This window comes from Citrobacter sp. Cpo012 (genome assembly GCF_030333015.1).
GTDB lineage: Bacteria > Pseudomonadota > Gammaproteobacteria > Enterobacterales > Enterobacteriaceae > Citrobacter > Citrobacter portucalensis.
This window is the reverse complement of record NZ_JAOWGR010000032.1, coordinates 86,135-108,189: the sequence shown is the minus strand read 5'-3', so window position 1 is coordinate 108,189 and position 22,055 is coordinate 86,135. Positions and strand designations below refer to the sequence as shown.

The following is a 22,055-nucleotide window of genomic DNA, read 5'->3' as shown; positions in this document are numbered from 1 at the left end:
TTGAATCGCCACGGATAATCTAGACACTTCCGAGCCGTTGATAATACTGGTTTTCATATTCTGTCGGTGACATCTGATTGCTCGAACCATGCCGACGCTTACTGTTATAAAACATTTCGATGTAATCAAAAATATCGCTGCGGGCTTCTTCCCGCGTTCCGTAGATCTTTTTCTTTATCCGTTCGCGTTTCAGCAACTGGAAAAAGCTTTCTGCAACCGCATTATCGTGACAGTTACCGCGACGGCTCATGCTCCCCTCCAGGCCGTGTGATTTCAGGAACGACTGCCACTCATGGCTTGTGTACTGACTGCCCTGGTCCGAATGAACCAGCACCTGTTTTTGGGGATTACGCCGCCATACAGCCATCAGCAGTGCGTTCAGGACAATGTCCTTTGTCATCCGGGATTGCATTGACCAGCCGATAATTTTGCGTGAGAACAGATCAACAACCACAGCAAGATACAGCCAGCCTTCGTGGGTCCTGATGTAGGTTATGTCCGTTACCCAACGCTTATCCGGAGCATCCGGATTGAACTGTCGCTGGAGCCTGTTGGGCGATACGATACTGGCCTCGCCTTTGCGTGCCCGCGGGCTCCGGTACCCGACCTGAGCCTTTATCCCGGCACGATTCATCAGTCGCCAGACTCTGTTCACTCCGCACTGTTGACCGCTATCCCGCAAGTCCAGATGGATCTTGCGATAACCATAAACGCAACCGGACTCCAGCCAGAACTGTTTGATCTGTCCCGTCAGTCTTAGATCTACCTGGTGGCGCTGAGAATACGGTTGCTTAAACCAGGCGTAAAAGCCACTGGGATGAACATCCAGCACCCTGCAGAGCAGACGAACAGGCCAGCAACGGGAGTTGTCACGAATAAAGGCGTACCTCAGTCGGACAGCTTTGCGAAGTACGCCGCGGCTTTTTTTAATATGTCTCGTTCGTCAGTAACCCGCTTCAACTCCTTCTGGAGTCGGCGGATCTCGGCCTGAGCATCTGACTGTTCTTTATTAGTGGATGAGTCCGGACCGTACTTCTTTATCCAGGCGTAAAGGCTGTGGGTGGTGATATCGAGACGTGTTGCAACGCTGGAAACAGAATGACCGCGATCAATAACCTGTTTGACTGCTTCAATTTTAAACTCTTCGGGATAACGTTTACCGCTCATGGGCACCTCTCTTTAAGTCATCTTAAATGACTCCGAGGTGTCTGTTAAACCCGTGGCGATTCAAACGACAATTCTACGACTTGTCCTGGAAGCATCAGTCATCACGCAAAATTCAGACCCAAAAAATATCAATAAAAAATCAAATAGATAAATAACACTTTCCATATCAATACCGTCGCCACCCTTTTTGCACCTTCCCTTCAACGCAAAAAATCAAAATCCCCAACAAACTCAACTACCTCCCCCACCAATTACAAGGACGCCAGCCCAAACACCGGCGAAAAGCCCTCAGCGCAAGCTGAGGGCTTTTTTGTGTCTATTGACTAGTCCTGAATAGCGTTGACACGTTCCAGACTTAGATCCGGAGAACGTGATGATAGCAGAATACGAACAGGCAGATTAGTTTCCTGATAACTCTTTTTATTTAACAGTGAACGACCATGGTTAAATAATATCCCTACAGGCTTAAAATCATCACGATAAAAAGAAACGTATTTTTTAAATACATTCGTCATTTAAACGTTCGACATCGTTAAACAGCCCACAATGCCGCATAGTGTAAAAATATCCAGTTAACTTCTCCATGAACAACTCTTGAATTTTCCTACTAAATACATATATTACGCATCCCGTTCAGTACATGGAATAACCTTTGATTTTTTTAATTGATATTGGAGTTACAAATGTCAAATAAGAAAATTTCGCGGAGCAATGGGGCAACAGGCCCCGTTAATAAGGTTGTCGCATGGTCAACAATCGCTTTGCAGGCTCTGTATCCTGCCCTTCTTAGCTTCACGCCAACCATCAGCCATGCGTCAGCCGTTAAGGCATCGCAGGCCGCCGCAGAACAGCAAGAACTGCGCGGCCTGTCTTCTCTCGCCGCGCAGGCTGGCAGAAGTATTGAAAACGGCCATGCGGGCAGTTTTGCTGCCAATACCGTCTCAGCACAGGCAACGAAGGAGGTGGTAGAGTGGCTACAGAAGTACGGTAATGCGCGTATTCAACTCAACGTCGATGACGCTTTCTCGTTGAAAGATTCGGCGTTCGATTTCCTTTATCCGTGGGTTGATACAAAGCAGCATGTTTTATTTAGCCAGACATCGCTTCACCGTACCGATGACAGAACCCAAACTAATATCGGTATGGGTTATCGCTACTTCACGGCGGATAATTCAATGCTTGGCGCAAACTTATTTTATGACTACGATTTAAGTCGTCATCACGCACGTATGGGTGCAGGCGTTGAGTATTGGCGAGATTATTTACGCGCAGGCGCAAATGCTTATTTAAGATTATCAAAATGGAAGGATTCCCACGATCTGGATGATTATCAGGAACGTCCGGCGGATGGATGGGATATCTATACCCAAGGTTGGTTGCCATCGTATCCGCAACTGGGCGCATCGCTTAAATATGAAAAGTATTACGGCAAGAATGTCGGCCTCTTTGGCAGCTATCATCTTCAGGAAAATCCGTACGCCTTTACTGGCGGGATCAGCTATACGCCGGTTCCTCTAGTTACGCTTTCCGCTGAACACAAGCAGGGGCAGAGCAATACTCATGATTCACGCTTCGGCATAGAGATTAACTATCGCCCCGGCATCCCGCTGGCGAAGCAGTTGGACAGCGACAATGTTGCGTTAATGCGCGAAGTTCAGCACGGACGCTACGATTTTGTCGAACGAAATAACAATATTGTTCTGGAATACCGCAAAAAATCGGTTCTGAAAATCCGCCTGCCTGAAAGCGTACAGGGGGAAGGTGGCGCCGTTATTCCGGTGACTATTTCGCTGGATAAATCCCACTGGGGCATTCAGTCGGTAGAGTGGAACGATAGCGCATTTACCGCCGCTGGCGGACGCATTTCCGGTAGCGGCACATCATGGCAACTGACGTTACCCGCTTATACACCAGGCGGCACTAATCACTGGCAAATCGGTGCAACGGCGCGAGATGTTAAAGGAAACGCCTCTAACTATGCGGTGATGGACGTGACGGTGACGAGGAGTTCGGCCTCTGTCGGCACAATGGATTTTACATTGAACGGCGAGCAGCAACCGATCATCGCGGCTGACGGGAAGTCACAGCATCCGGTTACGTTGGTGCTTAAAGATACCAATGGTAACCCGTTAACAGGGCTTGCACATGACATTGAGTTGTCTTTAGCGTTTACGCCTGACGCACAGAGAAATCGTGAGCGTTCAGCACAGGCTCCAAAACTTGGTGAAGTGCAGGAAACCCGCTCCGGGGTGTATACCGCCACGCTGACGCCGGGTTTAACAGCGGGGACGGCACGCATCACCGCTAAAGTCCTGGGTAAAACAGAAACCCTGACGGTGAAACTAAAAGCGGTTTCCGCAGAGGCGGCAAAATCGACATTCACGGTAATGCCCATGGAGCAGGTCGTTGGACATCCGATTAGCCTGGCGTTAGAAGCAAAAGATAAAGACGGGAATGCCATCACCGGCGACGACAGCTTACGTTTTTATGCAGTTTCAGCCAGCGGCGAGGTCCGTTTTACTGCAGTAGAAGAGAAAGACGGCGTGTACAGCGCTAAGGCAACGTCTGAACTGGCTCAGGCGACACGCATTGGTGTGACGTCACAAAAACATGATTTCTCTGGGCTGGAAAAACAAGCCAACTGGATTGCCGACAAAACGCAGCCGGTGGTGCAGGCTTTTAACCTGACCAAGGACAATGCGCTGGCGGATGGCAAACAGAGTAATGTCGCGGCCGTTACCCTGACCGACCGTTATGGGAACCCGCTGTCCGGATACACGGTCACTCTGGCGTTACCGCCACAGGTTAAGATCGCGAATGGGGAGAACGTTGTGAAGACCGATGCCAAAGGTGAAGCAAGATTCTCACTGACCAGTTCAACGCCGGGAACTTATGATATTACGCTAAGCGCGGGGAACATCAGCTCATCGCTAAGCGTAACATTTGCCTCTGCAATGGAGGGGGCAACATTGTCTCTGACGGCCAAAGACAATGGCGCAATCACCAATATTGCAGCAAACGGTCGCGATGGTGCCACGCTTGAGATCATGCTCAACAATACCGCCGCGTCGGTTGAAGGACAGAAAGTGGAGCTTATCGTAACGCCACAAGGGCTCGTGTACCCGGAGAAAATCACCACCAATAAAGACGGTTACGCGACGGTAACGTTAACTACGGTTAAGGCAGGTCATTACACCGTTAATGCCAGGGTTACAGATGGGCAGCACAGCGTTGAGTCCTCAAGCGTTGACCTGGAATTCGTACCTGATATTAACAGCGCAGTGCTGAATTTGACCGCACCGTCTGAGAGCATTGTGGCAAACGCATCAGCGGCACATGAAATTCAGGTACAGGTTGTCGACGGTGAAAACAACCCATTTAGTGGTGACGTGCACCTGACCAGTTCCCCTGCCAGTGGATTAAAACTGGGCCAGTCCGAACTGACATTGGATGAGAAAGGAATGGCATCAACAACCTTTATTGCCGCAGAAGCTGGGCACTATCAATTGCAGGCAACCTTCATCAAAGAGGGTAAACGCGTTACGGCGAGTAAGGCGATTGAGGTGGTATCGGATCTGCAAAATGCCGCGTTGACGATCGAACCGTCAACGACATCCGCCGTAGTCAGTGATGTGGATAACGTGGCGTTTACCCTGCATCTGACCGATACATCAGGGAACGGCGTCAGCAACCGTAAGCTGAAAATTACGGCTACAGGCCCATCGCCACGCGATCCTCTGGTGATTGACAATACGCTTGTCACCACCAATGGTTCCGGTACTGCGACGGTAAATGTCCACGGTAATAAGGCGGGTCGTTACACGCTGACCGCCACATTGGCTGAACACGGTAGCAATGTCTCGGCAAATGCTTCGCTAACGCTGAATGCCGACGCCCAGAATCCAGTACTCACTCTGGAGCAGGATCCTGGCTATGCCGTTGCCAACCTTGAGCCGGTAGGCTTTATGGCCCGGTTGCAGGATAAATTCGGTAACCCGTTAAACGGCAGTGTCGAATTTAGCGCAGGCAGCAAAGCCAAACCCGGCAGCGGAACCTTTACGATGACGCCGGATAAAACCAACTTTAAGTTAGGGAATGCTTACTCTGAACTGAGAACGGATACGGCCGGTGTAAGTTGGGTAAGAGCGAAGGCAACGACGGGAGATAAAACGTTGGAAAAAGTACTCACCGTCTGGGTAGTTGAGAACCATCAACCAAATTCCTGATCGGGATATAAACAGGAGATAGCCGCAGCGTGGCGGCTATCTCCCTTTCTATATATTGTCCACGCGTCTTCTACCCACTAAGACTCAGAACTGTAATAGCTTTAGCAAAGCTAAGTTCACTCTCGATGATTCCCCTTCCCCCGTTGATTTGAAAACAAGCAGCAATATAATAAAGGGGCTGGAAATATCGACAAAACCTCAGGTAAAATATTTCCAACCAGATGGCTATATTATCAAAATTAATTTATCACGTGACAAACTACGCAGGGAGACTTGAATCGAGTATCCGGTATCGATGTTTACATCACATTAATGACACGTGACATATATCATCAATTCGGAGATCTACATTTTCACTCTCAAAAATGTATCCCGATAAATATTTCACCCCAAAAGTGTTAAATTTTTATTATGATTATTTTGCGGAGAGTTTATGAACAAAATATATCAAATAAAATGGAGTAAAGTCCGTAATTGCTGGTGTGTGTGCTCCGAACTGGGAAGGAAGAACACGAAAAAAAAGTCCAGGGCGTTATTAGCCGGTGCTGTAGCGCTATGCTCATCAATGGCTTTTGCTGATGATATTGATGTCATCACAGATAACACCATTGATTTTGGCCAAAACAGTCACTCCATTAATTACCATATCAATGTAAAAGATAACGCCAACCTGGTGATTAATGCGCCGGACTCTCGCCCCCGCCTGACCTTCACATCAGGTGGTGGGCTGGATATTACCCAAGGAACAGTGCGTATCAATGGTGAGCTAAACGTTCTGCTGAGAGGTACGGGTTACCTTAACGTGTCCAATGCAGGCAGCGAACTCTATGCTGACGACTTATATGACAGCGCATCAGACAACTGGCGAACTGGCGGTTATTTTAACGTGTCTGATGGCGGTAAGATTCATGTTAAAGGGACCAGTCGTCTTACCTATGAAAGGGGAAACATTAGCGGCGAAGGTAGCCAGGTAAATACTCAAACATTCTTCATGGGTGTTTTCAAGAGCTACGGTGGCGATCAATTCCTGTCGGTTAATAACAAGGGAGAAATTAACGCCAGTGAGAAATTAAGTCTGGGGTATTTTAACCAAGACTCAAATACCACTTTAGTGGTATCTGATATGGGAAAAATCTCTGCTCCAGAAATTAGTTTGAGTACGAACTCAGAATTAGCATTAGGCGCTCAAGAAGGAGAGAAAGCTAAAGCTGCTGGGATTATTGACGCCAAGAAAATAGAATTCGTTTGGGCTAGTACGGACAATAAAAAAATAACACTGAACCACACCGGTGATAACGCCAATATAACAGCTGATATATCAAGCGGCAGTGAGGGGCTGGGTAATATCAATGCGCTTAATGGCACAACGTTTTTGTCCGGAGATAACTCAAAATTTAGCGGCAAAGTAAAAATTGCCAGGAATGCCACCCTTGGGGTTACGCAGAACCTGGGAACCGCTGATATTAGCAATAGCGGCAAACTCTTGCTGAACGCTCAAGATGACATGGAGTTCACCAATAAGATTACGGGGAACGGTATTATCTCCGTCGGCGCTGGAAATGTGGCGTTAATGGGTGATAACAGCGCCTTTAAAGGCAAGATCAATGTTGAATCGGGTGCCGTTGCGACCGTGTCCGATCAGAAAAACCTGGGCTCTGCCGGGTTATCCGTTGCCGGGAAACTGCAGCTCAATAGCACCAGCGACTGGTTGTTTAACCACAAGATTTCTGGGTCCGGCATCCTGAGTGTCGATACGGGAAATCACGCTTTCTCTTTTAAAAATAGCACAGCGACCTCTGGGTTCACTGGTGCACTGGCGTTACAGAATACGACATTCAACCTGCAGGGAACCAACACCGATGCTCTTGCAAAAGCAGGGCTGATTGCAGGAAAAGGAAGTGAAATTTCACTGGGCACTGGCACACAGTCCATTGGAAGCCTGGCCTTTTCTGGCGGTACCATTGAGTTTGGTAACATTACCCCCGGCATACACCAAACCGACAAAATGGTGAATGTTAAAGATCAGTTAGACCTGACTGGGTCTGGTGCTGTGCAGGTGAATCCTGTGGGCGTAGTGGACGCCATATCTCAGGGTATTGATACCGGTCTCTCCTTAATGGAGCAGGAAGACGCCAATGCGGAAATTAAGCTGGTTTCCACCAATTCAGCAACCGTTGTAACAGGAGATGCCGGAAACCTGCAACTACAGGATCTGAACGGTAACGCGATAACAGATGCTGTTCAGCATGACATCAGCCAGGACGGACAGGTTGTAGCAAAGGGAACGTATGACTATCGCCTGACCAGTGGGCAAAATCATGACGGCCTTTATGTGGGCTACGGTCTGACACAGATTGAATTACAAGGACAGGGTCAGAATGCATTGATCCTGAACGCCAACGGAAAAACCGGAGCGGCTGCGGAATTGAGTTCCCGCCTGACCGGCTCCGGGGATCTGGCGCTCGACAGCCAGAAAGGCCACACAGTTTCACTGTCAGGTTTGAATAATGATTACACCGGTCTGACCGATTTGCGCAGCGGTAATCTACTGATGCTCAATGATAATGTACTGGGCCATACAGCAGGTCTGCAGATGGCAGAAGAGACCGTTTTGGATATGAATGGGCATAGCCAGACGATTGGGCAGCTAACCAGCGCGGTGGGATCAGTTCTGAATATTAATGGCGGTAGCCTGACGATTTCTAACGGCGGAACATCCGCAGGAGCATTGGTCGGCAGCGGTAATCTGAATATAGATAACGGTGTCTTTAGCGTGAAGGGCAATAATGCGTCCTTAAGCGCAACAACGACCATCGCTTCCGGCGCAGAGGTCACTCTGGATAATGTTCAGGGATTGGGGACCGGGGAGATTATTTCCGATGGCCACCTCAATCTCAATGCCGTTGAGGGACACTTGTCCAACAACCTTAGCGGTAAGGGTGAAGTTTCATTCAGCGAATCTAACGTCGCTCTTGAGGGGGATAACAGTGGATTTAGCGGCCAGCTTAACCTGGATAAAAACACACAATTAGTGGCGTCAGCCGCCGAACATCTGGGGGAGGCGACCATTCATAATCAGGGTGACATGATCCTTAACAGCTTGGATGACTGGACCATGCAAAACCAGGTCGATGGCAGCGGTAATGTCATCAAGCAGGGTCAGGGCACTATCACTCTGACTGCAGATTCCACCTATACCGGCACCACTGATATTCAACAAGGGGGTCTGATGCTGGGTCAGGAGGATGCACCTGTTACCTTAGCGAGCCAGCAGGTCAATATATCTTCTGCCGGTATGCTTTCAGGTGCGGGAACGGTACTAGGCAGTATCCATAATGCCGGACTGTTTGTTGCCGGAAATGGAGCATCAGGCCACTTTACTGTTGGCGGAGATCTCACCAACCAGGGTGCGATATCTTTAGGGAATATTGGACAGTCCGCAGGCAATCAGCTGATTGTTGAAGGAAATTACCACGGCGGCAATGGTGTTATTAATTTTGATACGGTTCTGGGGGACGACCGTTCGGTCACCGATAAGCTTATTGTAAAAGGTGATACCACTGGCAATACTCAAGTAAGTGTCACCAATGCAGGAGGCCAGGGTTCACAAACTCTGGAGGGGATTGAGCTTATTCATGTTGATGGCCGTTCTGATGGTGATTTTACTCAGAGCGGGCGTATCACTGCGGGCGCGTATGATTATTCATTGGTTCGAGGTCAGGGGGCTAACAATAATCACTGGTATCTGACCAGTCAGTTGAATAAGCCTGAAATACCCGAAAAACCGGTTTCGCCCACAGAGCATATGCTTCGCCCGGAAGGAGGGACCTATACCGCGAACCATGCTGCCGTAAACACCATGTTTAACATGCAGTTACACGATCGCTCGGGCAAAGCTCAGTACACAGATGTGTCAACCGGAGAGATGAAAACCACCGGTATGTGGATGCGTCAGGCAGGTGGCCACCAAAGTTGGTATGACGGTAGCAGCCAATTACGTACTCAAAGTAATCGCTATGTGATGCAGCTCGGCAGCGATATCGCGCAGGGCTCAACCAACGGGCATGATAGCTGGCGTTTCGGGATCATGGCCGGGTATGGTCATGACAATAATCAGACCCGCTCATCAGCAACGGGTTACACCTCGCGAGGTAGCGTCAATGGCTATAGCACTGGCCTTTATGCTACATGGTTTGCCGATAACACCGACCATAAAGGCCTGTACCTCGACGGTTGGGCACAATATGGATGGTTTGACAACCATGTCAAAGGTGAAGGACTGGCTTCTGAGTCCTATAAATCCAAAGGTCTGACAGCTTCTGTTGAAACGGGATATACCTTTAAAGTTGGCGAATTCTCTGGCAGCAAAGGAACCGTTAATGAGTGGTATGTTCAACCGCAGGCGCAGGTTACCTGGATGGGGGTCAAATCTGATGACCATCGGGAAGCTAACGGAACGCGTATCGAGATGAATGGTAACGGTAATATTCAAACCCGTCTTGGAGCCAGAGCCTACCTGAAAAGCTTTAATAAAATGGATGAGGGCAAAGGCCGCGAATTCCAGCCATTTATTGAAGCTAACTGGCTCCATAATACACGCAGTTTTAGCACTAAAATGGACGACGTTAGCGTCAGCCAGGAAGGTGCACGCAATCTGGGAGAGATTAAACTGGGTGTCGAAGGCCAGATTACACCAGATTTAAATCTGTGGGGTAATGTGGGCGTCCAGATGGGAGACAACGGTTATAACAACAGCTCGGCAACGTTAGGACTGAAATATCATTTCTAATTAGCCCTCAACAAAAGATAGCCGGGGTGTTTTCGAGAGCACCCCGGCTACTGCCATAAACTCAAATATATCGACGCTTGCATTATTCTCATGGCCAGGCGAGCGATGAGAATAATGAGCACTTAAATAGCGCCAACCATCATCCCATTCCTCCCCCTTTTACTCATCAAAAGGAGGGAAAAAAACGACTCACTTTTAATAAAGCCATTCATGACCTTACTTATCAACCGGATAATCCCTGTTAATCCACGCATGTTCATCTTCCCAGGTAAACATCCATTTGCGAACCGGGCCGGCCATCACGTTAAGGTAGTAACTGTCATATCCCGCCAGGGTTGCCACCGGGTGATACCCTTTCGGCACCATCACCACGTCGCGGTTATAGACTGCCATACACTCGTCAAGCGATCGGTCGTCGGTGTACACCCGTTGCATACAGAATCCCTGCGGCGGGTTGAGGCGATGGTAGTAAGTCTCCTCCAGATAGGTTTCCTGCGGGGGATTATCGGTGTCATGCTTATGGCTTGGGTAAGAACTGGTACAACCTTCGTTGGTCCACACCTCCACCACCAGCAGGCTATCTGCGGGTTTATCTTCCGGTAAGATGTTGTGCACGTAGCGCTGGTTGTGCCCTTTGCCGCGGGCTTCCCCGTCGATATCCTTAGGTGCGATCAGCCGTGTTGGGTGCGTGCCTTTCCCCGGTGCAGCGCAGACCGCCAGCTCCAGTCTGGTCACCGCCTGAACCTGTATTGTTTCACCAGCAGTGACATAAACCGCCCACGGTTTGATGCGTTCAAACGGGCTCATCCGCTCACCGATATCCGTAAAAGTTGCGCCCGGCGTGGTGACGGTCGCGCGTCCGGCAACCAATACCAGACAACGTTCTTCGCTGACGGCGGGCAGCGTAAGCTGCTGCCCTTCCTCCAGTTCATACGCTCTAAAGCCAACATATCCCCAACCGGCGCTTTCCGGCGTCACTGACTGCGTACACCCTTGCGCGTCCGGCTGCTGCCAGCGTGATAATAAACGTGACATATCACCTCCTCAGATAAGCCCGGCATCCCGTGCCAGACGGCTAAGGTTGTTATAGCCCAGACGCGCATACGTCAGCGGATGCGCGATGGCTGGATCCTGCTCCGCCTCCACCACCAGCCACCCCTGATACTGGTTCGCCTTCAGCAATGCCATGATTGGCGGATAGTCAACGCAGCCATCTCCCGGTACGGTAAAGACGCCGCTCAGCACCGCATCGAGGAAGCTGGTTTTGCGGTTTTTGACATCCGCCAGCACGTCGGCACGTACGTCTTTGCAGTGAACATGGTTGATACGTGATGCCCAGCGCTGCGCCACAGCCAACGGATCGGCACCCGCAAAGGTCAAATGCCCGGTATCGAGCAACAAGCCAACTTCATCACCGGTATTCGTCATCAGATTATCCACATCTTCAGCAGATTCAATCACCGTTCCCATGTGGTGGTGATAGGCAATCTGTACCCCCTGCTGCTGGGTGTAGCGCGCAAACTCGGTGAGCTTTTCACCGTACTCTTGCCAGCGCTCTTGCGGGAAGCGCGGACGCAGATGTACCGGCGTCTGCTGCTCGCCGTGAATGCAGCCACTGACTTCGGCAAAGACCAGCACCTTCGCTCCCAGTTCGCGCAGTAACGTCAGATGTGACTGCACGGCGGCAATCTCCTCCTCCACGCTGCGTTCCAGCAGACGTCCGGAGTACCAGCCGGAAACCAGTTGCAGGTCGTGGCGCTGCAAAATGGGGCCGAGCAGTCGCGCCTCACGCGGGAATTTGTTGCCCAGTTCGAAACCAGCAAATCCAGCCTCTTTGCCCTCGCTCAGACACGTATCAAGCGACGTCTCAGCGCCCAGTGAAGGAAGATCGTCATTCGTCCATGTCAGTGGATTAATACCTAATTGTACCGTCATCATCTTCTCCTGAATTATGCTTGTCCGCGCTCGCGCCACCAGGCGATAAGCTGCAGGTAGTTATCTTTAATGCGCGCCACCAGCTGCGCATCGTCAATATCGTGTTTCAACCATGCGCGGGAAGCGTCGCCGAACAGCGTGCGTCCCACGGCAAATCCTTTCACCACCCCATGACCCGCAGCCGCTTTAAAATCAGCACGCAGTTGCTCTGCCGGAGCGTCCAGACCCAGGATCACCACGCCACGGCAGTGCGGATCGCGCCGTTCGATAATGTCACTCAACGCCGTCCAGCCAGCAGAAGTCAGCGGTGGGAGTTTCCACCAGTCGGGGTAGATCCCTAAGTTGTAGAAACGGGAAATGGCGCGCAAATACAGTTCATCACTGCGCGGCATACTGGCCGGTAAAATCACCTCCAGCAGCAGCTCATGCCCGGACTGGCAACAGGCGCGGTACACCTCAGCGATTTTCTGTTCTTGTTCCAGACGCAACGCGTGGGCATCTTCCGGATGGAAAAAGACCAGACACTTCACCACATGTTCCTGCGGCCAACTAATGAGCTGCGAGCCTATATTGCCGTGTTCCATCTCCAGCGGGCGCGACCCCGGCAGTTCGATAGGGCGACCTATCCACCAGCCCTCTCCGGTTATCGCATTCAGCGCATCCTGACCAAACGTACCATCGCACAGCAGCCCGGCCTTGCCCTCCAGCCCGGCGCTGTTGGCCGCTTCACGGCTGGCCTGCAAAATAAGCTGTTTCAATGCAGGAATACGCTTCAAAGACGCGCCGCACTGCAACGCCATCTCTTCCAGTTGGCTACGGTGATCGAAGGCCATCACGCACAGTTCCGGCCATGTGCGGCGGCGAGTCGTCACGCGATGTAAATGGTTGAGATGCGGATCGAGATCCGGACGTGGAACCTCTGCAGCGCGGGAAAGATAATCATCAAGCTCAACTTTGCTCGGCATCGCTGGCGCACAGCCGTGACGAGATACCACCAGCGCGCCGCAGGCATTTGCATAGCGGCACGCCTGTTCCCACCCTTCATCGTTAAGATAGCCGCGCAGCAGGCCAGACATAAACGCATCCCCCGCCCCCAGCACGTTCAGCACCTCTACGCGTACGCCGGTGACCGTCAGGCCATCGTCCAGCCGGGCCGGGATCGCGTCGGTATACACCGAACTGCCAAGCGCACCGCGCTTGCAGACCAGCGTCGCGTGACTCACGCCGCGAACCTGCGACAGCGCCTGCAGCGTATCGGTACTGCCGCCCGCGATATGAAATTCCTCCTCAGTGCCGACAATTACATCAAAAAGATGCAGCACCTCCTGCAACTGGCGGGTGACCTGATCGGCGGCGATAAAGCGTGTTTCGCCGTCGCCTAAGGAAGTAAGCCCCCACAGCACCGGGCGATAGTCGATATCCAGCGCCGTACGCACGCCGTGACGCCGGGCGTAAGCGAGCGCCGTCAACACCGCCTCGCGGGTTTGCGGATGAGAAAGATGTGTCCCGGTGATGGCAAGACAACGAGCAGAAGCGATGTACTGTTCATCAACATCGCTGGCGGTAATCGCCATATCCGCGCAGTTATCACGGTAAAAAATCAGTGGGAAGGTGTCCCGGTCTTTAATGCCGAGTAGCACCAGCGCCGTCAGGCGGTCTTTATCAGTGATCAGATGGCTGGTATCGCAGCCTACCTGGTTTAATTCTTCACGCAGGAAACGCCCCATATGTTCGTCGCCAACCCGCGCCAGCATTGAAGAACGCAGCCCCTGACGTGCCGTACCGTAAGCCACATTACCGGAGGAGCCGCCAAGGTATTTGGCAAAGCTCGACACATCTTCCAGGCGCGCGCCAATTTGCTGACTGTAGAGGTCAACCGCCACGCGGCCCATGCATATCACATCAAACTGCTTTTCCACGTTGATACCTCTTCAGACAATGTCGTTCACGTTCAGCCAGCGGCCTTCCTGGTGCGAGAGTGCGATAGCGTCAAGCACGCGCGACACCTTCCAGCCCTCTTCAAAGTCCGGCCACATCGGTGCATCGGCGGCAATGCCGTCCACCAGGTCGCGTACTTCTACTGTTTTCTGGTCGTTAAAGCCGATACCATGCCCGGCTCCCATGCAAAACGCGCCGTAGTCCGGGTGCGCCGGGCCAACCAGTAAAGTGCGAAACCCCTGGCGGTTGACCGGATCGTCATGCAGATAGAGCTTCAGCTCAGCCATACGCTCCTGAGTAAAACTGATGGTTCCTTTGGTCCCGGTAATCACATACGACAACCCCATCTTGCGGCCACAGGCAACGCGCGAGGTTTCAATCACCCCTTGCGCACCGCCTGCAAAGCGCACCATCGCGTGGGCCTGATCTTCGTTTTCTACCGTCACCATTTGCGAGGAACCGACTTTCGCCGGACGCTGTAGCACCACGATCTTCAGGTCGCCGCAGACCTGCTTAATATCCCCAACCAGGTACTGCGCCATATTGACGATATGCGCCGCCAGATCGCCAAGCGCCCCAAGTCCGGCGGTCTCTTTAAAACAATGCCAGTGGATCGGCGCAAGCGGATCGGCCATGTAGTCTTCGTTGTGAGTGCCGTAGAAATGGATCACCTCACCAATTTCTCCGCGCGCAATGATCTCTTTCGCCAGCTGCGCCGTTGGGTTCTTCATATAGTTGAACCCCACCAGCGTTTTCACTCCTGCACGCTGTGCAGCCTCAACCATTTCACGCGCGTCGTGGGCGTTCAGCGCCAACGGCTTTTCCGAGTACACATGCTTGCCATGGCGAATCGCTTCCAGCGCCATCTCTTTGTGTAGATGATTAGGAGAACAGATATCCACGACATCAATGGCCGGGTCAGCCACCAGCGCACGCCAGTCTCCGGTTGAGCGATTGAAGCCAAACGCCTGCGCCCGCTCGGCGGCAAGCTCTGGAGAGACTTCCGCCACCATTTCGCGCACCAGCTTGCCGCGCAGGTTAAACACCGTCGGGGCCTGGGCATAGGCGATGGCATGCGCCTTGCCGATATACCCGGTGCCAATCAATCCAATACGAACTTCTTTCATCATGATCCTCACAATGCGCCGCGACGGCTCTTGGCGTAGGTATCGAACGCCACCGCCAGAACGATAATTAAGCCGGTAATAATTTGTTGGTAGTAAGCCGAGACGTTCATCAGCACCAGACCGTTAATCAGGATGCCCATGATGATCGAGCCGATAATGGTGCCGCCAATACGCCCGTAGCCGCCCATCAGTGAGGTACCGCCAATGACCACCGAGGCGATAACGCGCAGCTCAAACGAGATCCCGGCGACCGCTTCTGCACTGCCCAACCGCGCGCTGAGAATGAAGCCCGCCAGCCCTGCCAGACAGCCAATTAACACGTAGACGCTCACCAGCACGCGCTTCACGTTAACCCCTGCCAGACGCGCCGCCTCCGGGTTGCCGCCGATGGCGTACACGAAGCGCCCCCAGCGGGTTTTATGTAGCGCCAGATAACCGCCTACCGCCACCAGCGCGAATATCCAGATTGGAATGGAGATACCAAGCAGTTCGCCGCGTCCCCACCAGCGGTATCCCGCGTCGAAACCGGCAATTGGTGCGCCGTCGTTAATCACCAGCGTCAGGCCGCGCCAGATCGTCATCCCGCCGAGGGTGACAATAAACGGCGGCAGACGCAGGCGGGTCACTCCGAGGCCATGCAGAAAACCAATCGCGGTGCCCATCGCCATACAGATACCAAGGCCAATCAGCCAGCTCATGCCGCCCCAGGCGTTCGGGTCGACGGTGGTGAAGTTATCGCCCTTAATCACATACGCGGCGGTCATGGCGCAGACCGCCAGGATGGAGCCCACCGACAGATCGATCCCGGCGGTCAGAATGACAAACGTCATCCCCACCGCCATGATCCCGTAGATGGAGACTTCGGTCAGAATGTTGAAAATATTGCGTTCAGAAAGAAAATTGCTGTTCTGCAACTGAAAGAAAATCAGCAGCAGGATCATGAAAATCAGTACCCCAAAGCGCTCAAAAAAGGCAATGGGATCAAGACGTCCGCCGCGTTTGGCAGGAACCTGCGTTTTAGAAATAATCTGCGTCATGAATCACTCCGTTATGCCGCATTCAGGGCGTTGTGGTTGATGGCCATCATCGTCATTAGCCGCTCTTCATTAGCGTCGTCACCGTGGATCTCGCCAGTCACCCGGCCTTCACTCAACGTGATGATCCGATCGGAAACCGCCATGACTTCCGGCAGATCGGAGGAGATCACGATCACCGCCACGCCCTTTTTCGCCATATCAAACAGCACCTGATGGACTTCTGATTTGGTGCCAACATCGATGCCGCGCGTTGGTTCATCCACGATCAACACCCGAGGATTAAGCGCCATGCAGCGCGCGAGGATTACTTTCTGCTGGTTCCCGCCGGAGAGCTTGCGCACCTCCTGAGCGCTGTTGACCATTTTGATCTGCAGCGCCTGGCGGTATGACTCGATCAGGGCATCCTCTTTGCGGGTATTCACAAACCAGCGCCAGTGCAGCAGTGACGAGAGGCTGGAGAGCGACAGGTTGTCGCGGATCGACAGCCCAAGCACCGCGCCCTCTTTTTTACGATCTTCCGGTACCAACGCCAGCCCCTGATCCAGCGCAAACAGCGGATCGCGCGGCTGATATGGCACGCCATCAAGTTCAAAGCTGCCGGAAGTAAAACCATCGGCGCCAAACAGGCAGCGGGCCACTTCGGTGCGCCCGGCTCCCACCAGTCCGGCAATGCCTAACACTTCGCCAGCATGCACGTGGAAGCTAATGTCGTGCAGCGCGATACCGTGCGGATCCAGCGGCGGTTTTTCGCGGCTAAGCCCCTTCACCGCCAGACGCACAGGTTTATCTTCATGGTGAGTTTCGCTGGCCGGACGGCGATTAAAGGCCACATCGCGCCCCACCATCAGGCGGATCAGCTGTTCTACGGTGGTCTGTGCAACCGCGCCATTCCCGGTGAATCGTCCATCCTGGAAAACGGTGAACTGGTCGCAGAGTTGAAAAACTTCATGCAGGCGATGGGTGACGTAGATAATGCTCACGCCACGCCCTTTAAGTTCCCGCACCACACGATGCAGGCTTTCCACTTCGCTGTCGCTCAGCGCGGCGGAAGGTTCATCCATAATGATGAGTTTTGCGTTCAGCGTCAGCGCCCGCGCAATTTCCACCATCTGCTGCTGCGCCACGCTCAGTCGGGCCACAGCCGTGGTTGGCGCAACGTTCAGTTGCAGGTAATCCAGAATCACCTGCGCTTCCTGATTTACCGCCTTTTCGTCAACAATCAGGTTGCGTTTGCGCGGTTCGCGTCCGAGAAACATATTCTCGGCGACGGTCATATTGGGCAGCAGATTAAATTCCTGATAAATTGTGATAATGCCCTTGTTCTGCCGCTCAACCGGAGAGTCTTCTACCGGCAATGTTTCGCCGTTGAACCAAATATCCCCGCGTGTTTGCGGCTGCGCGCCCGCCAGCGCTTTCAGCAGGGTCGATTTTCCGGCACCGTTCTCACCTAACAGCGCATGAATTTCGCCTGCTCCGACGGTCAGCTGTGCGCTGCTCAGCGCCCAAACGCCGGAAAAGCTTTTCGCCAGGTCGGTCACTTTCAGTAAGGGTTGCGACATCGGTCTGCTCCTCCTCATAGAGAGCCGCCACTTGCGCGGCGGCTGCGGACATATCAGTTACCGGCCTCACTAATACGCTCGGCCTGCTGCAGGTTCTCTTTGGTGATAAGCGTTGGCGGGTAGTCAGCCCCGGTGATCGCAGTCTTCTCACGGACGTTATTCACCAACTGGCTCATGGCCGTTTTCACCGCAAAGCCAGGACGCTGATCCGCCGTCACTGCCAGCCAGCCGTCGCGCACACGCGCCAGTGCTTCCGGCACGGCATCGAAGCCCGTGACCAGAACTTCACCCGGTTTCAGTCCTTGTCCCTGTAACGCTTCAATCGCGCCCAACGCCATATCGTCGTTAGCGGAGAGGATCACCTGCGGACGCTTCGGCAACGAAGGCAGAACGCTTTCGACAATGCGCATCCCTTCAGAACGCATCCAGTTACCGGTCTGATCGGCAACGATCTTGTACTTTTCACCACCCGCCTTCAGGCTGTCGCGAATGCCTTTAGTACGTTCAATGTTGGAGGAGGAGCCTGGCTGGCCGGTCAGCAGAATAATGTCTGCCCCGTCAGGGAATTTGGTTTTGACAAAGTCGCCAATCGCCTGACCGCCCTTGTAGTTGTTCGCGCCGAAGTGCGGCACTTTTTTCTGGCTGTCAACGGAGCGGTCGAGGGTAACAACGGGCAGTTTCGCATCCTGAATTTCATCTACCGCGCTGGACACCGCGTTGACATCGTTCGGTGAAACAATAAAGCCCTGTGCGCCACGAGTTATGGCGTTTTCCAGATCAGCGACCTGTTTTGGCGAGCTACCCTGCCCGTCCAGGACCTGTAAATTCACGCCCATCTCTTTTGCGGCTTTCACCGCCGTGCGCTGCATGTGAACTTCAAATGGCATCGCCAGGTTTGGCGTACTGAAAACAATTTGCTCATTTTCAGCAATGGCTGCCCCGGATGTCATGGCGATGAGGACAGCTAAGATCAGTTTTTTCATTATTATGTCTCTCTGTGTAGGGTAGGTTGTGGTGACAATCAGAGGAGAACTTCACGTTGGCTATGCAGTGACTCCAGCGCTTTATCCGCCAGATACAGCGCACGCTCGCCATCGTCCCCGCTGCAATCAGGGACCGCTTCGCCGCGCAGTACCGCAACAAAGTGTTCCCATTCCGCGGCATAGGCCGATTTATAACGCTGCAGGAAGAAATGTTCAGGTAACGCGCTGGTGCAGCCGGTCTTCGCGTAGTGCTGCACCTGATTTTCGAGAATGTTGCCCGCGCACAGCAGCCCTTCAGAGCCGTGCAGCTCAAGGCGCTGATCGTATCCGTAAGAAGAACGGCGGCTGTTGACGATGGTCGCCATCGCACCGGATGAATATTTCAGTACGATGAACGCGGTATCGATATCGCCCGCTTCGCCAATCGCCGGATCCACCAGATTGCTGCCCTGGGCATACACCGAAACCGGCTCTTCGCCCATGATAAAGCGCGCCATATCAAAATCGTGGATGGTCATATCACGGAACATACCGCCGGACACTCGCACGTATTCCGCAGGCGGCGGAGACGGGTCGCGGGAGATGATCAGCAGCGATTCCGGCTTTCCGATACGCCCGGCCAGTGCGTCAGTTTTCACACGGCGAAACTGTGGATCGAAGCGGCGGTTGAAACCGATAAACAACGGTACGTCGTACTCTTTGACTACTTTCAGGCAGTCGCGTACACGGGCCAGATCCAGGTGGACCGGCTTTTCACAGAAGATGGCTTTGCCGTGGCGGGCGGCCATTTCAATCAGATCAGCATGGGTATCGGTCGCGGAGGCAATCAGCACGGCGTGAACGTTAGGGTCCGTCATCGCCTCATCCAGGCTTTGCAAACGAGCCTGGTACTGTGTGGCAAGACGGGTGGCAAATTCCTGATTCGGGTCGACGACGGACCAGAGGGTAGTGGCACTGTGACTGGCAATGTTAGCTGCATGTACCTGGCCAATTCGGCCAGCGCCCAGTAAAGCAATGTTAAACATAACGGCTCCCGGTGTTGGTGAATGCGATGAACTAACGACCCTTTAAATAAAACATTTATTTCATTTTTATAAATAGTGAAAATTATGTTTTTGGGTGCAAGTTAACACTTTTGAGATGAGTGAGATAAAATCTGTTATCAATATCACAACATAACAACAGGAAAGATGCAGGAATTGGCCCCCTTCCGTTCAGGAAGGAGGCGATGGATGAAGAGAAAGGAAAAATGAAATGAAAATTTCGTTGTCGCACGTTACCGGATGACAGCGCTAACGACTTATCCGGACTGGGGGTAGAATCCGCTGTAGGCCGAATAAGCGCAGCGCCATCCGGCATTAATCGCTTTTAGTACTGACGTGCGTTTTTCACCTGCTCAAACGTCTGCTCAGCCGCTTTTCGCACCGACGGAGATTCTGCCACCTGCGCATCGCCAGTGCGCCACCAGGAGGCATAGTCGTGGGTCATGGTTTTCGGCAGGACTTTGATATCCAGCAGCACAGGCCCCGAATGCGCACGCGAGGCTTCCAGCGCCGCCAGCAGGCTTTGCTCGTCATGTACACGCCATGCCCGACAGCCGTAGCTTTCCGCGTTTTTAGCAAAATCGACCTTCACCAACGGCCCATCCAACCGTCCGGTTTGCGGATTACGGTGACGGTTTTCCGTACCGAAGCTCCCCATCCCATGCCCCATCTGAAGGTTGTTAATACACCCGAAGCTGGCGTTATCAAACAGCAGGATAGTGACTTTTATCCCCTCCTGGACGGCGGTTTGTAGTTCGGAATGCAGCATCATGTACGAGCCATCCCCCACCATGGCATATACCGGCTGCTGCGGCTTCGCCAGCCTGGCTCCAATAGCAGCCGCAATCTCATAGCCCATACAGGAGTAACCGTATTCCAGGTGATAGCTGTCCGGGGTTTTGACCTGCCAGATACGCTGTAAATCGCCAGGTAGCGATCCGGCGGCCCCTACGACGATAGCGTTATCTTCAATGTGCTGATTGATAAGCCCCAGTACCTTCGTCTGGGTCAACCGGGTGTTTAGCGTGTCGCCATATTCCGCCAGCTGAACGTCAAGATGCCCAGCCACTTCGGGTTCGTCATCGGGACGCCAGTCGCGCTCCCATAAACGTTGGCACTCATCGCGCCAGGCCTCTTGCGCCTTAGCGACCTCCTTCCCCCAATCGCTGCGGTAGTCTTTCAGTGTTTCAGTTAATGCCGTAAGCCCGGTACGGGCGTCGGCGATAAGCGCAGTAGCATCAAGCTTCAGTGCGTCAAACTCCGCCACGTTCAGCAGCAGGAACTCAACCTCCGGATGAGAAAACAGCGCTTTCGAACCGGTGGTAAAGTCTGTGAGGCGCGTACCAATGCCGATCACCAGATCGGCTTGCGGTGCGAGCTGATTCGCTGCCATCCCTCCAGTTACCCCAATGCCTCCGAGGTTAAGTGGGTGGTCACCAACCAGCGCTCCCTTTCCGGCCTGAGTTTCGGCAAACGGCAGTTGCAGCGTTTCAACAAACGTACGAAACGCCTCATGCGCGCCGGAATATCGTACCCCGCCGCCGCATACCACCAGCGGACGGCGTTTGCGGGCAATCAGCGCCCGCGCCATCGCCAGACGCTGCGGGTCGGGTGGTCGACGTTCGATCAAATGAACGCGGCGCGCAAAGAAGCTCTGCGGATAGTCCCAGGCTTCCCCCTGCACATCCTGTGGCAGGCAAATAGTTACGGCACCAGTATCTGCGGGGTCAGTAAGCGTTCGCATCGCGTTTAGCATCGCGCTCATTAACTGCTCCGGGCGGTTAATCCGGTCCCAGTAACGCGAGACCGGGCGGAAGCAGTCGTTGGTACTGATGCCAAGGTCATGGTATTGCTCAATTTGCTGCAATACCGGGTCCGGCTGACGACTGGCATAGACATCGCCAGGCAACAGCAGCAGCGGAATACGGTTCGCCGTCGCGGTTGCCGCGGCGGTCACCATGTTTGCCGCTCCCGGCCCAACCGATGACGTCACGGCAAAAATACGCTGGCGCCGATGCTGTTTGGCGAATCCGGTCGCCATGTGCGCAATTCCCTGCTCATTACATCCCTGCATCACCTGCAAATGACCGGGTGCCTGCTCCAGCGCCTGGCCAATGCCAAGCACGTTACCGTGACCAAAGATGGTGGCGACGCCCTCGACAAAGGGCGTTTCCACGCCATCGACACAGATATATTGTTGATTAAGGAATTTGACCAGCGCCTGAGCCATGGTCATACGTTCGGTTTGCAT

12 protein-coding genes are annotated in these 22,055 nt (G+C 53.1%); 2 read left to right on the top strand and 10 right to left on the bottom strand.

The annotated features are described in order from the left end of the window. Positions 1-19: 19 nt before the first annotated feature. Positions 20-1,167 (bottom strand): IS3 family transposase gene (locus OGX90_RS04295; RefSeq protein WP_155959297.1). Its coding sequence is split into 2 segments (ribosomal slippage): positions 20-930 and positions 930-1,167, totalling 1,149 coding nucleotides; the frame shifts between segments, so codons are not numbered across the junction. Positions 1,168-1,850: 683 nt separating this feature from the next. Between OGX90_RS04295 and OGX90_RS04290 the strand changes: the two genes are divergently transcribed. Both OGX90_RS04290 and OGX90_RS04285 read left to right on the top strand, forming a co-directional pair. Next, positions 1,851-5,393, top strand: coding sequence for an inverse autotransporter beta domain-containing protein (locus OGX90_RS04290; RefSeq protein ID WP_286623232.1), 3,543 nt, complete (start codon positions 1,851-1,853; stop codon positions 5,391-5,393). A gap of 433 nt (positions 5,394-5,826) precedes the next feature. Further along, positions 5,827-10,182: an autotransporter outer membrane beta-barrel domain-containing protein gene (locus OGX90_RS04285; protein WP_286623230.1), complete on the top strand. Its 4,356-nt coding sequence runs from the start codon at positions 5,827-5,829 to the stop codon at positions 10,180-10,182. A gap of 216 nt (positions 10,183-10,398) precedes the next feature. Here OGX90_RS04285 and iolB read toward each other — a convergent pair whose 3' ends face one another. The 9 genes from iolB to iolD form a co-directional block, all read right to left on the bottom strand. Then, on the bottom strand, positions 10,399-11,217 hold the full coding sequence (gene iolB, locus OGX90_RS04280; protein WP_048215741.1) for a 5-deoxy-glucuronate isomerase: 819 nt from the start codon (positions 11,215-11,217) through the stop codon (positions 10,399-10,401). A gap of 9 nt (positions 11,218-11,226) precedes the next feature. Next, positions 11,227-12,117, bottom strand: coding sequence for a myo-inosose-2 dehydratase (iolE, locus tag OGX90_RS04275; protein WP_060683363.1), 891 nt, complete (start codon positions 12,115-12,117; stop codon positions 11,227-11,229). Between the two features lie 14 nt (positions 12,118-12,131). Continuing rightward, positions 12,132-14,036, bottom strand: coding sequence for a bifunctional 5-dehydro-2-deoxygluconokinase/5-dehydro-2-deoxyphosphogluconate aldolase (locus OGX90_RS04270; protein WP_057068476.1), 1,905 nt, complete (start codon positions 14,034-14,036; stop codon positions 12,132-12,134). A 12-nt stretch (positions 14,037-14,048) separates the two neighbouring features. Then, the gene (locus tag OGX90_RS04265) at positions 14,049-15,182 is read right to left on the bottom strand and encodes a Gfo/Idh/MocA family protein (protein WP_286623227.1); all 1,134 of its coding nucleotides are present in this window, start codon (positions 15,180-15,182) and stop codon (positions 14,049-14,051) included. 8 nt (positions 15,183-15,190) lie between these two features. Next, complete coding sequence (locus OGX90_RS04260; protein ID WP_003826102.1) at positions 15,191-16,219, bottom strand: ABC transporter permease; 1,029 nt, start codon at positions 16,217-16,219, stop codon at positions 15,191-15,193. A gap of 11 nt (positions 16,220-16,230) precedes the next feature. After that, entirely contained in the window at positions 16,231-17,778 is a 1,548-nt protein-coding gene (locus OGX90_RS04255; RefSeq protein WP_003839789.1) for a sugar ABC transporter ATP-binding protein, read from the bottom strand. Positions 17,779-17,831: 53 nt separating this feature from the next. After that, entirely contained in the window at positions 17,832-18,761 is a 930-nt protein-coding gene (locus tag OGX90_RS04250) for a sugar ABC transporter substrate-binding protein (protein ID WP_003839787.1), read from the bottom strand. A gap of 38 nt (positions 18,762-18,799) precedes the next feature. Then, on the bottom strand, positions 18,800-19,786 hold the full coding sequence (gene iolG, locus OGX90_RS04245; protein WP_032944644.1) for an inositol 2-dehydrogenase: 987 nt from the start codon (positions 19,784-19,786) through the stop codon (positions 18,800-18,802). 343 nt (positions 19,787-20,129) lie between these two features. Further along, positions 20,130-22,055, bottom strand: coding sequence for a 3D-(3,5/4)-trihydroxycyclohexane-1,2-dione acylhydrolase (decyclizing) (iolD, locus tag OGX90_RS04240; protein WP_286623225.1), 1,926 nt, complete (start codon positions 22,053-22,055; stop codon positions 20,130-20,132).